Raw genomic sequence first — 11,850 nt, forward strand, 5'->3', positions numbered from 1 at the left:
GGCAGAATCCGACCGAAGCTTGTCAATATAGCCAGTATCGCGGGTTTCGCACAAATGGCAATCTTGGATCAGCAACACATACCGGAGGTTTGACATGACCCTGCACCCTGACCTGCTGAGCGCGATAGAGACCTATTTTGACGCGATACACGAGTGTGACACCGACAAGCTGAATGCCGTGTTCCACCCGAGCTCAAGCCTGTTTGACGGCGACAATGGGACGGTCTTTGTTGAGCCGATCGACAGTTTCAGCCGCGATGTCGGGGCCCGCGTCTCTCCCGCCAGCACCGGGCAACCGCGCGAGGCCGAGGTGTTGATGATCGACATGCTGTCGCCGCTGAGTGCAACGGTGAAAATCCGCATCCGCGCCCATGACAATGTCTTCGTCGATCACCTTGGTTTCGTGAAGGGCGCGAAGGGGTGGCAGATTGTATCGAAGATCTGGCATCTTGAGCGGCGCATTGATGCGTCCAATGCGGTCTGAGCGGCGGGGCAATTCGATTTTACGACAACACCAAACATTTGAAAGGGATAGGAAATGACCAAGATGAATGCCGTAGGATGGTTCGATATCTATGTGGACGACCTTGATCGGGCAGTCGGGTTCTACGAAGCCATGCTCGACACCAAGCTGGAGCCGATGCCAGACCCGAGCGGTGAGATGCAGATGATGAGCTTCCCGACCGAGATGACAGCCTATGGCGCGGGGGGCGCGCTGACCAAAGCGCCTTATGCGGGGCCGGGGGTCGGGGGCACGATTGTCTATTTCATGGTCGAGGATTGCGCCACCCAAGAGGAACGCGCGACCAGCGCTGGCGGCCGCGTCGCGCAACCGAAAACATCCATCGGTGAGTTTGGCTGGATCCTCGTGTGTCAGGATACCGAGGGCAATATGGTCGGCTTTCACTCCATGCAGTAGCGGCACAAGTTTCGCTTAAATGCGCGCTGGCGAGGGGTCACCCCCGACGCCAGTGGCGCGTCAGCCCGCGTCTTTCCACGTCTGGGGCGTCAGGTAGACGACGCTGTCATCGACGCTGACCATCACGTCACCGTCCTGAATATGCACGCCAAGCTTCATCGCGCGGTTGGCCAGCTTTGCCAGCGCCGCGGTGTCATGCTCTGCCAGATTGACGACCTCGAGCTTGTCGAAACGGGCGGTGCCGCTGCGAACCTTGTCCCACCAGACCTCTGCGGTTTTGCCGCCATAAGGATAGATCACGACCCGCGCGGATTTGTTGCACGACTGCCGGATGATCTTTTCACTTGGCAGGCCGAGAGCCACCCAAACGTCGATCTCGTCGCTCAGGCTTTTTTGCCAGATATCGGGTTCATCATCGGTCGACAGGCCCTTTGTCATCTCAAGATGCTCATGCGCGTTCAGGGCAAAGGCCAGCAGGCGCACCATCAGACGTTCATCGGTTTCCGACGGGTGTTTGGCCACGGTCAGCTTGTGCGTCTCGTAGTAGTGGCGATCCATGTCCGAGACCGAAAGCTCGACTTTGTAGATCAGAGAATTTTGCGCCATGACGTTGCCGGACCCTTGATGACCGGACTGTCCTATACAGTCTGGTGATGGGGGGCAGTACCTGCCGGTGACTGGATAAACAAGGCGAGACTGCGCTGTGGAAAATCATGCGTGTATGAGTGGTGGCGAAATATTCTTTCGCCAAGCGCGCTTTCCGTGTAAGATCATCAAACGCGTATCGCGCATGGACCTCTGACAATCCCGTGATCATCTTGGTCCAGACCTGTCAAAGGGTGCCATGAAACCTATGTTGACCAGTTCGAAACCACGCTGTTATACGCGCCCTCCGCCCTAGGCAAAAATTACCCAAGGACAACGACTTAATGATTGAATTCGAATTGAACGGACGGCAGGTTTCTGTCGACGCTGAGCCGGATACGCCCCTGCTGTGGGCGATCCGTGACGAGATCGGACTGACCGGCACCAAGTTCGGCTGTGGCATCGGCGCCTGTGGCGCATGTACCGTGCATATCGACGGGACGGCCACACGGTCCTGCATCACCTATCTTTCGGATGTCGAAGGTATGAAGGTCACCACCATCGAAGGGCTGGACGAAAACGGCAACCACCCTGTGCAAGAAGCGTGGCGGAACCTGCGCGTGCCCCAGTGCGGCTATTGCCAGTCGGGTCAGATCATGCAGGCAGCGTCGCTGCTGAAAGACACGCCCAACCCCAGCGATGACGACATCGACGCGGTGATGACCGGCAACCTGTGCCGCTGCATGACATATCCCCGAATCCGTCAAGCCGTGCGCGACGCCGCCACCGCTATGGGAGGCTCCGACAATGGCTAATTTGATTTCCCGCCTCACAGGCGCAGAGACGCAACCCCAGATGACCCGTCGTGGGTTCCTTGTCTCCATGACGGCCGTTGGCGTTGCATTCGGCTTCCCGCAGGCGTCGAACGCCGCAATGAACCCTGCGGTGCCGGATGGCACGCCGGTCACGCCCAATGGCGACACGTTCGCGCCGTCGATGTGGTACTGGATCGACGCCGAGGGTCAGGTCAACGTCAACATCATCCGCGCCGAGATGGGCCAACACGTCGGCACCGCCATCGCGCGTATTCTGGCGGACGAGCTGGAAGTCGCATGGGAAAACGTACACATCACCCATGTCGATACGGCCGAGAAATGGGGCCTGATGGTCACCGGCGGCAGCTGGTCGATCTGGCAAAGCTGGCCTGTCTACCGTCAAGCGGGGGCCGCTGGCCGGACCGCCTTGATCGAAGCCGCAGCGGCAATGTGGGGCGTTGATGCCTCGGGTCTGACCGCACGCGACGGTGCGGTGACCGATGGCACGCAAACCATCAGCTATGGTGATCTGGTGGCCGAGGGGCTTGACCGCAGCTTCACCGAAGAAGAGCTGGCAGCCCTGCCGCTGAAACCCCACGCTGACCTGCGCCTTGTGGGCCAGGACGTGCATCCGCTTGATCTGGATACGAAAACCACGGGTCAGGCGATCTATGGTCTGGATGCCAAGGTCGACGGGATGGTGTACGGCGTGCCGATGCTGCCGCCGACGCGCTATGGCTCCAAGGTGAATGCCGTGGACGATAGCGGTGCCAAGGACATCAAGGGTTACCTTGAAACTGTGGTGATCGAAGACCCGTCGGGCACTGTGCCGGGCTGGGTTGTGGTGCTGGGCAAAACGCTGCACGCCGCGCGCACGGCGACCTACGAGATCAGCGTCGACTGGACCTCGGGCGAGACGGCGAATGTCTCGGAAGAGGATATCCAGGCGCGCTCGCGCGAGCTGATCCAGGGCGAGGAAGGGTCGATCCTGCACACAGAGCAGCCCGACACGACCGCTGCCTTTGATGCCGCCGCCGATATGTTCGAAGCCGAATACACCACGCAATCCGTGCTGCACTTCCAGATGGAGCCAGTGAACGCCACCGTTTTCCAGAACGCCGATGGTGTTTGGGAAACCCACGCGGGCAACCAGTGGCAATCGCTGATCCTGCCTACACTGGCCGCCGCTTTGGAAGTACCCGCCGATAAGATCGTGATGCGCAGCTATATGCTGGGTGGGGGCTTTGGCCGTCGCCTGAACGGTGACTATATCGTGCCCGCAGCGCTTGCCTCGAAAGCGGTTGGCAAGCCGGTCAAGCTGGTGTTCTCGCGCGAGGAAGACGCGCAGTTCGACAGCATCCGGTCGCCGTCCGTGCAAAAACTGCGCATGGCGTTCGACGATGCCAAATCGGTCACGGGTATGGAACACCACGCCGCCGCCGGTTGGCCGACGCAGGTGATGGCACCGGGTTTCATGCCCAAAGGTGTCAACGAAGAACCCTATGACCCCTTTGCCATTGACGGCGCCGATCACTGGTACACGGTGGGTGCGCATCAGGTGCGGGCGATCTCGAACGATCTGGCGAATGCGACCTTCCGTCCCGGTTGGCTGCGGTCTGTCGGACCGGGCTGGACCAACTTTGCCGTGGAAAGCTTCATGGATGAAGCGGCGCATAAAGTCGGTGCCGATCCGTTGCAGTTCCGCCTGGATCACCTGAAAGCCGAAGGCATCAACGCGGGCTCTGCGCCCAATGCGGTTGGTGGGGCATCGCGTCAGGCCGCTGTTTTGCAGCGCGTGGCAGAGATGTCGGGTTATGGCAGTGCAGAGCTGCCCGAGGGCACCGCAATCGGTATTGCCACCACCTATGGCCAGTCGCGCAGCATGCCGACCTGGACAGCGGCGGCGGTCAAACTGGCGGTTGATCCTGAAACGGGCGCGGTCGATGTCCAGAAGATGTGGCTGGCGTTTGACTGTGGCACCGTGGTGGACCCCGACGGCGCGCGCGCACAATGCGAAGGTGCGGCGCTTTGGGGACTGTCTTTGGCGCTGCATGAAGGCACCCGGATCGAGAACGGCAACGTTATCGACCTGAACCTCGGGGCCTATACGCCACTGCGTCTGGCCGATGTGCCCGAGCTTGAAATCGACTTTGTCGAAAGCACCGAAGCACCCGTTGGTCTGGGCGAGCCCGGCACCACCGTGATCGCACCCGCGATTGCCAACGCGATCTTCAACGCGACGGGCGCGCGCGTGCGTCACCTGCCGATCACCGGCGATGCTGTGCTTGCCGCGATGAAGTCCTAAAAACAGATCGGGCGGGCGCAGTCATCGCGCCCGCCCGTTCCGACAAACCAAGTGCCCGCGGCTGATTCAAATCCGTCGGGTACCGTTGCCCATATTTCCCGAAATTTGTTCGTTTTCCCAACGCGCTGCGTCGTTGCGCATCGCGCCGTTCTGCGCACCGTGTTGCGTGGGATTGGCACCCCATCAGCTAAAACGGAAAGGATGTGCCACGCAGGCCCCCAGAACGCGAAAAGCGCCCCCGAAGGAGCGCTTTTTCGTTTACCACCAACGACCTGAGGGGAAGTTGGCTCCGACGGTAGGGATCGAACCTACGACCAATTGATTAACAGTCAACTGCTCTACCGCTGAGCTACGTCGGAACGGTCTGCACCGTATAGCTATGGTAATTTCCGGCGTCCAGAGGGTTTTGCCACTTTTTTCCAGATTTTTTCAAAAGATTTTCAGACCCGGCGAAAGGTGGCTGTCGCAGTGAGGGATTCAACCGGGGCGACACGGTTTTTGCCTGTAAGGTCAATCAGATGCGCAAGGACGTTGCGGGTCGCGGCACCCAGTAGCGCAGGCGGGGTTTCGGTGTAGATCGCGGCAGCAAGTTGGGCGGCTGTGGCAGGGGCTTGGCCGAGGGCACGCAGGATATCAGCCTCGCGCGAGAGGCGGTGCGACACTAGCCAGTCGAGCCTTGCCGCAGGGTCGGTCACCGCCGCGCCATGTCCCGGATAGAACACCCGCCAGTCGTTTTTTTGCAGTTCCGCACAAGATGCCATGAAATCGGTCAGATCCCCATCCGGCGGCGACACCAGAGAGCTGGCCCAGCCCATGACGTGATCTGCGGTGAAACAGGCGTCATTCCAGCCAAGGCTGATGTGGTTACCAATATGCCCGGGGGTGTGAATCACGCTCAGCGTCCAGTCGTCGCCGGCGATGGTCTCTCCGTGAGTTAGGGGGCGATCGGGGATGAACTCTGCATCAATGCCTTCGCCGCCGCCAATATCGGACACGGCGGCCAGTTGTTGCATCACCGCAGAGCGGCCAGAAAACGCGTCGCCAAAGGCCAGTATCGGCGCGCCGCAGGCACGGGCAAGGTCGCGCGCGAGGGGCGAATGGTCCAGATGCGTATGGGTTACGATGATGTGGCTGATGTGCTGCTCGGGTCCGATGGCATCGCGTATCGCTTGCAGGTGCCGCGGCGACGCGGGGCCGGGGTCGATCACGGCGATGCCGCGCGTGCCCAGCAGATAGGTATTCGTGCCACGGTAGGTCATGGGCGAGGGGTTGTCGGCCACGATGCGGCGCAGGCCCGGTTCCAAGATCTCGGCAATACCGATGGCGGGGTCGAAGTCGTCAGGGGGCAGCATGGTTTGGCCTTTCGCTGGGGCAGGGGGCTGGCTAAGGTCTATCCCATGTTCTTCGTCTGGCTCAAACGATATATGCCCCGTGGCATCTATGGGCGCGCTGCCCTGATCCTGCTTTTGCCGGTGGTGATCTTGCAGCTCGTGATGACCGTGATCTTTGCACAGCGGAACTATGAGGGGGTCACCAACCAGATGACCGACACGGTCCTGCGCGAGGTCGAACTGGTCATGCAGGTGGTCGATGATGCCCCCTCCGCCGCTGCCGTGCCGGCCACGGTGCAAGATCGGCTGGCCGCGCTGGACATGGGGGTGACGCCTGTGTCCGCCAGTGAGGTGCCCACGCGCAACCGGATGTCGTGGTATGATTATTCCGGTCGGGTGATGGTGGCGCGGTTCGATGAGTATCTGCCATCCTTCCTGAGCCTTGATCTGACGCGGCCCACGGGGGTGCATCTTTATGTGCAGTCGCGCTTTGGCCCGCTTGATCTCCAGTTCGAGAGGCGGAGGATCTCGGCGCAGAACCCGCATCAGCTGTTTGTGTATACCTTCAGCTTCGGCTTTGTCATGACGTTGATCTCCTTCGTTTACCTGCGCAACCAGCTGCGCCCGATCAAGCGGCTGGCCCGCGCGGCCGAAGCCTTTGGGCGCGGACGTCACGTGCCATATACCCCGACAGGCGCTGTCGAGGTGCGTGCGGCGGGGGCGGCCTTTGTCGATATGCGCGCACGGATCGAACGGCAGATTGAACAGCGCACCTTGATGTTGTCGGGGGTGAGCCATGACCTGCGCACGCCCTTGACGCGGATGCGCCTTGGCCTGTCGATGATCGACGAAGACGACGCGGAACCGCTGTTGCAGGACGTCGATGATATGCAAGGCATGCTGGATGCCTTCCTTGATTTTGCCAAAGGCACCGCAGAGGGGGAGGCCGAACCCCTGGACCCGCACGTGCTGATGCAGACCGCGGTCGAGGATGCGCAACGCGCTGGTCGCAATGTGACCTTGCTCCCGCCCGAAGGCGACGGCACCGGCACCGTCCGCCTGCGCCGCATGGCGATTTTGCGCGCGGTAGATAACCTGATTTCGAACGGGGTGCGCTATGGGGCGCGGGCCGAGGTATCTGTGCTGCTGACGGATAAAACCCTGCGGATCAGGGTGGAGGACGACGGCCCCGGCATCCCCGAGGATCGCCGCATCGAGGCCGTGCGCCCGTTCTCGCGGCTTGACCCCGCGCGCAATCAGAACAGTGGCAGCGGCGGCGTGGGCCTTGGCCTTGCCATCGCGACCGACATCGCCCGCGCGCATGGCGGCGTGCTGAGGTTGGGCAGCTCGGATACTCTGGGCGGTCTGCGTGCCGATATCGTCATTGCACGGTAATGCGCCAAGGCACCGGTGGCGTCAGCGTGCGGTGGCGTAGTCTTGCAACTGCTCAATACGCGATCGCGTCAGGTCAATCCGGCAGCTCAGCGTCACATTGATCGCGGCCGTTCCCCCCAATGACAAGCGTTCGGGAAACGCGCAGTGATATTTGCGGTATTCTTCAAATGCGATCTGAGAGCTTTGCAGCAAGGCGCTCGCCGAGGCATCGGCCTTTCGAGAAAACGCCTGATCAAACGCAGCCAGCGCCGCTTGGGCATCGAGATAGGCGCGCACCATGTCACGCTCCACCTGATCGCCCATTGCAAACAGACATTGATGCACGGCGTTCGGATCTGTCTGCGGCGCGGTGCAGTTTGACAAAAGTTCTGATGAAGGGGATAGTTTTTCAGCGGTGGCCGTTGCCGGGATCAACAGCAGCGAAAAGAACATGTATTTCAACATCTGGCGTATCCTTTCGGGCGACATGGCAAAGCTACGAAAGAGATACTGCCGCAAAGCACGGCGGAATGCTACCGGTCGGGCCAAGGGCTATGATCGACAAACGGCCCTTAGCGGCGAGACATGCCGCGATCCCCGAAAAGGATTGATGTGAATTTGAGGGAATGTTGGAGCGGGTAACGAGAATCGAACTCGTAACTAAAGCTTGGGAAGCTGCCGTGATACCTTTTCACCATACCCGCGCGCCGTGAGGTGACTTAATCCGATGTGGCGGGTGCGTCAAGCGGGGTTTTTGCCTGACGCGCCCTTTGCCGATGGTTGCGGGCAGACCTTAGCGGCGGCGGCGGCGGCGGGTGCCGCCGGAGCTGTCGCCGCCGGTGTTGAAGGTCTCGGTCGGGAGGGTGACGATGCTGTTGAGGATCGGGAAGGGCTCTACCGCGTTGGGGATGGCAGAGGCGTTGACGAAATGCTCCTGGAAGCGGGGTTCGATGGCGGTCTCGATCTTGTGGATGTTTCGCACCGTCTCTTCGATCTCGGCGCGGCTGGAGGTGTTGAGCAGGGCTATGCGCGCGCCGGTGCCTGCGGCGTTCCCGGCGGATGTCACCTTGTCGAGCGGGGCGTCGGGGATCATGCCGAGGATCATCGCGTGTTTGGGGCTGATATGGGCGCCAAAGGCACCGGCCAGCACAACGCGGTCCACGTGATCGACGCCGAATTTATCCATCAGCAACCGCGCGCCGGAATAAAGTGCTGCCTTGGCCATCTGGATTTCTCGGATGTCGCGGTTGGTCACGGTGATGCGCGGTCCGCCGTCGGCGGTGCCATCATAGACCAGATAGGAATTGGTGCGCCCGTCGGCAAAGACATTGGCCGATCCGGTCTGTTCTGCCGTGCCGATCAGGCCGGGGGCGTCAACGATCCCGTGGATGCGCATTTCAGCGACCATTTCAATGATGCCCGAGCCGCAGATACCGGTCACGCCGCTTGCACCGATCTGAGATAGGAAAGCGGGATCGTCGGACCACAGGTCGCTGCCAATCACCTTGAACCGGGCGATCTTGGTAACGGGGTCAATCTCTACCCGTTCGATCGCGCCGGGGGCGGCGCGCTGGCCGCTGCTGATCTGCGCGCCCTCGAAGGCGGGACCGGTGGGGGACGAGCAGGCGAGCACTTTATCGCGGTTGCCCAGCAGGATTTCGGCGTTGGTGCCCACATCGACCACCAGCACCAGATCGTCGGATTTGTCGGGGGCTTCCGACAGGGCGACGGCGGCGGCATCCGCGCCCACATGGCCCGCAATGCACGGCAGCAGATAGACGCGGGCAGAGGGGTGGATGTTCAGGTCCAGGTCCATGGCGCGCAGACGCAGCGCGTTTGACGTGGCCAGCGCAAAGGGCGCTTGACCCAGCTCGAACGGGTCGATGCCCAGAAACAGGTGGTGCATGACCGGATTGCAGACAAACACCGCATCCACGATCATGCCCTTGTCGATGCCGCCCTCGGTGCTGATTTCATCGAACAATGTGTTCATGCCGGCACGGACCGCGCGGGTCATCTCTGCCGCGCCGCCTTCGTTCATCATCGAATAGCTGACGCGGCTCATCAGGTCTTCGCCAAAGCGGATCTGCGGGTTCATCACGCCGGAAGAGGCCACGACCTCTCCGGTTTGCAGGTCGCACAGATGCGCCGCGATGGTGGTGGAGCCCAGATCGACCGCCAGCCCGTAAAGCGACCCTTCGTAGAAGCCGGGCCAGAGATGCATGATGCGGGCCGGGTTTTCATCATCGCCCAAATGCACGGCGACGGTGACTTTCCATGCGCCCTTGCGCAGGGCAGGTTGCAGCGTTTGCAGGATTTGCAGATCGGCGGTGACATTTTCAAGCTGCCACTGATCGCGCAGGGCGTCGCAGAGCCGCTCCAGATCGCCCGAGGGGTCGTGCATGTCGGGTTCCTGCACCTCGACGTAAAAGAGCTTGGTCGACGGGTTGAGAACGATATCGCGCGCCTCGGCCCGTTTGCGGACCACCTGTTTGTGCACCTGGCTTTCGGCGGGCACATCGATCACCACGTCGCCCATGATCTGCGCCTGACAGCCCAGACGGCGGCCATCAATCAGACCGCGCTTGTCCTTGTAGCGTTGTTCGACGCTGTTCCATTCGGACAGCGCATCCGGCGCCACGGTGACCCCATGCTTCGAGAATTGCCCATATCCGGGCGAAACCTGACATTTCGAACAGATGCCACGCCCGCCGCAGACGGAATCCAGATCGACGCCCAACTGCCGCGCCGCCGTGAGCACCGGCGTGCCCTTGGCAAAGTGACCGCGTTTGCCCGAAGGCGTGAATACCACAAGGGGATCGTTGCTCATCTGTCTTTATCCTCAACACTTTGGCGCACCATAGCGTAGCAGGCGGCAGGTGAAAGCCGCGATGCGGCATAATTCCTGCCATCTGCGCCTGTCTGTGCCCCTGTACCCCCATGACAGCGGCTGCGCGGATCACGTATGCGCGTCGAGCAATGCAGTTAGCGTGCAAATGGGTCTTTCCAATCAAACCCATCCATGAAATATGAAACCGCCAAATGAACCCATGCAAGCCGAGGTGCAAAATGGAGATTCGTGAGGCTCTGACCTTTGATGATGTACTACTGGTGCCGGCGGCATCCAACGTGTTGCCGTCTACGGCTGACACGCGGACCCGCGTTACCAAATCGATCGCGCTGAACATTCCGCTGCTCAGCTCTGCGATGGATACGGTCACCGAAAGCCGCATGGCGATTGCCATGGCGCAGGCGGGGGGCATGGGGGTCATTCACCGCAACCTCACGATCGACGAACAGTCCAAGGAAGTGCGCCGCGTCAAACGGTTTGAATCCGGCATCGTCTATAACCCGATCACCCTGCGCCCTGACCAGACGCTGGCCGACGCCAAAGCGCTACAGGAACGCTACCGTGTCACGGGCTTCCCCGTTGTTGATGAAGCAGGCCGCGTTGTGGGCATTGTGACGAACCGCGATATGCGCTTTGCTTCTGATGATGCGACGCCGGTGCGCCTGATGATGTCCTCCGACAATCTGGCGCTGCTGCAAGAGCCCGCCGACCGCGACGAGGCGATCAGCCTGATGAAGGCGCGCCGGATCGAGAAGCTGTTGGTCACCGACGCCAAGGGCAAGCTGACTGGTCTGCTGACGTTGAAAGACACCGAACAGGCCGTGCTGAACCCCACCGCTTGCAAAGACAACCTTGGCCGTCTGCGCGTTGCCGCGGCAACGACTGTCGGCGACGCGGGCTATGAACGCTCGCAAGCATTGGTCGAGGCGGGCGTTGATATGATCGTAATCGATACCGCGCATGGCCATTCCGCCGGCGTGGCAGAGGCGGTGCGCCGTGCCCGTGAATTGTCGACCGAAGTGCAGATTGTGGCCGGCAACGTTGCGACAGGGGACGCGACCCGCGCGTTGATCGATGCGGGGGCGGATGCCGTTAAGGTTGGCATCGGGCCCGGGTCGATCTGCACCACCCGCATGGTGGCTGGCGTCGGGGTACCGCAGCTGACGGCGATCATGGATTGCGCCAAAGCTGCGGGCGATGTGCCTATCATCGCTGACGGCGGGATCAAGTTCTCGGGCGATTTCGCCAAGGCGATTGCGGCAGGCGCGTCCTGCGCGATGGTCGGCAGCATGATTGCGGGCACCGATGAATCCCCCGGCGAGGTGATCCTGTACCAGGGCCGTAGCTTCAAAAGCTACCGTGGCATGGGCAGCCTTGGCGCCATGGCGCGCGGCTCTGCCGACCGGTATTTCCAGAAAGACGCCGCATCGGACAAGCTGGTGCCAGAGGGGATCGAAGGTCAGGTGCCGTATAAAGGCTCTGCCAATGCCGTTGTGCACCAATTGGTCGGCGGGCTGCGTGCGGCCATGGGCTATACCGGCTGTGCCACGGTCGAAGAGATGCGCAAGAACTGCACTTTCGTCAAGATCACCAACGCGGGTCTGTCTGAAAGCCACGTGCATGATGTGCAGATCACCCGCGAGAGCCCGAACTACCGGATTGGGTAAGTC

The 11,850-nt window shown here is 61.2% G+C and carries 10 protein-coding genes and 2 tRNA genes; 6 read left to right on the forward strand and 6 right to left on the reverse strand.

What is annotated here, in order from left to right; translation table 11 throughout:
* Positions 1–94: 94 nt before the first annotated feature.
* Together AADW22_RS08405 and AADW22_RS08410 are read left to right on the forward strand one after the other, a co-directional pair.
* Positions 95–484, forward strand: a complete 390-nt coding sequence (locus tag AADW22_RS08405) for a nuclear transport factor 2 family protein (protein ID WP_340270007.1) — start codon at positions 95–97, stop codon at positions 482–484.
* 54 nt (positions 485–538) lie between these two features.
* A complete protein-coding gene (locus AADW22_RS08410; protein ID WP_180827606.1) occupies positions 539–919 on the forward strand; it encodes a VOC family protein in 381 nt (126 codons plus the stop codon).
* Positions 920–979: 60 nt separating this feature from the next.
* On the opposite strand, the gene AADW22_RS08415 is transcribed toward AADW22_RS08410, so the two are convergent.
* A complete protein-coding gene (locus AADW22_RS08415; protein WP_304950195.1) occupies positions 980–1,525 on the reverse strand; it encodes a YaeQ family protein in 546 nt (181 codons plus the stop codon).
* A gap of 323 nt (positions 1,526–1,848) precedes the next feature.
* On the opposite strand from AADW22_RS08415, the gene AADW22_RS08420 reads away from it, so the two are divergent.
* Both AADW22_RS08420 and AADW22_RS08425 read left to right on the forward strand, forming a co-directional pair.
* A complete protein-coding gene (locus AADW22_RS08420) occupies positions 1,849–2,319 on the forward strand; it encodes a (2Fe-2S)-binding protein (protein WP_005853119.1) in 471 nt (156 codons plus the stop codon).
* A complete protein-coding gene (locus AADW22_RS08425) occupies positions 2,312–4,624 on the forward strand; it encodes a molybdopterin cofactor-binding domain-containing protein (RefSeq protein ID WP_407473470.1) in 2,313 nt (770 codons plus the stop codon). The genes AADW22_RS08420 and AADW22_RS08425 overlap by 8 nt, the downstream gene beginning before the upstream one ends.
* 284 nt (positions 4,625–4,908) lie before the next feature.
* Here the strand turns inward: AADW22_RS08425 and AADW22_RS08430 are convergent.
* A tRNA-Asn gene (locus tag AADW22_RS08430) sits at positions 4,909–4,983 on the reverse strand.
* Between the two features lie 81 nt (positions 4,984–5,064).
* A complete protein-coding gene (locus AADW22_RS08435; RefSeq protein WP_341205287.1) occupies positions 5,065–5,976 on the reverse strand; it encodes an MBL fold metallo-hydrolase in 912 nt (303 codons plus the stop codon).
* A 45-nt stretch (positions 5,977–6,021) separates the two neighbouring features.
* Between AADW22_RS08435 and AADW22_RS08440 the strand changes: the two genes are divergently transcribed.
* Positions 6,022–7,350, forward strand: coding sequence for an ATP-binding protein (locus AADW22_RS08440; protein WP_243250070.1), 1,329 nt, complete (start codon positions 6,022–6,024; stop codon positions 7,348–7,350).
* 21 nt (positions 7,351–7,371) lie between these two features.
* On the opposite strand, the gene AADW22_RS08445 is transcribed toward AADW22_RS08440, so the two are convergent.
* The 3 genes from AADW22_RS08445 to AADW22_RS08455 all read right to left on the reverse strand — a co-directional run bounded on the left by AADW22_RS08445 (position 7,372) and on the right by AADW22_RS08455 (position 10,159).
* Entirely contained in the window at positions 7,372–7,794 is a 423-nt protein-coding gene (locus AADW22_RS08445; protein WP_407473471.1) for a lysozyme inhibitor LprI family protein, read from the reverse strand.
* 165 nt (positions 7,795–7,959) lie between these two features.
* Positions 7,960–8,033: transfer RNA gene (locus AADW22_RS08450), tRNA-Gly, on the reverse strand.
* A gap of 89 nt (positions 8,034–8,122) precedes the next feature.
* Positions 8,123–10,159 (reverse strand): ASKHA domain-containing protein, encoded by a 2,037-nt coding sequence (locus AADW22_RS08455; RefSeq protein ID WP_037962505.1) that lies wholly within the window; start codon positions 10,157–10,159, stop codon positions 8,123–8,125.
* Between the two features lie 239 nt (positions 10,160–10,398).
* Between AADW22_RS08455 and guaB the strand changes: the two genes are divergently transcribed.
* Positions 10,399–11,847, forward strand: coding sequence for an IMP dehydrogenase (guaB, locus tag AADW22_RS08460; protein ID WP_180827613.1), 1,449 nt, complete (start codon positions 10,399–10,401; stop codon positions 11,845–11,847).
* Positions 11,848–11,850 lie beyond the last annotated feature (3 nt).

Source organism: Sulfitobacter sp. PM12 (assembly GCF_045586035.1).
Lineage (GTDB): Bacteria > Pseudomonadota > Alphaproteobacteria > Rhodobacterales > Rhodobacteraceae > Sulfitobacter > Sulfitobacter pontiacus.

Bases quoted from the DNA above. Each gene is read 5' to 3' on its own strand.
- AADW22_RS08415 (WP_304950195.1), bottom strand. From the start codon at position 1,525: ATGGCGCAAAATTCTCTGATCTACAAAGTCGAGCTTTCGGTCTCGGAC.
- AADW22_RS08410 (WP_180827606.1), top strand. From the start codon at position 539: ATGACCAAGATGAATGCCGTAGGATGGTTCGATATCTATGTGGACGAC.
- AADW22_RS08435 (WP_341205287.1), bottom strand. From the start codon at position 5,976: ATGCTGCCCCCTGACGACTTCGACCCCGCCATCGGTATTGCCGAGATC.
- AADW22_RS08440 (WP_243250070.1), top strand. From the start codon at position 6,022: ATGTTCTTCGTCTGGCTCAAACGATATATGCCCCGTGGCATCTATGGG.
- AADW22_RS08445 (WP_407473471.1), bottom strand. From the start codon at position 7,794: ATGTTGAAATACATGTTCTTTTCGCTGCTGTTGATCCCGGCAACGGCC.
- AADW22_RS08405 (WP_340270007.1), top strand. From the start codon at position 95: ATGACCCTGCACCCTGACCTGCTGAGCGCGATAGAGACCTATTTTGAC.
- guaB (WP_180827613.1), top strand. From the start codon at position 10,399: ATGGAGATTCGTGAGGCTCTGACCTTTGATGATGTACTACTGGTGCCG.
- AADW22_RS08425 (WP_407473470.1), top strand. From the start codon at position 2,312: ATGGCTAATTTGATTTCCCGCCTCACAGGCGCAGAGACGCAACCCCAG.
- AADW22_RS08455 (WP_037962505.1), bottom strand. From the start codon at position 10,159: ATGAGCAACGATCCCCTTGTGGTATTCACGCCTTCGGGCAAACGCGGT.
- AADW22_RS08420 (WP_005853119.1), top strand. From the start codon at position 1,849: ATGATTGAATTCGAATTGAACGGACGGCAGGTTTCTGTCGACGCTGAG.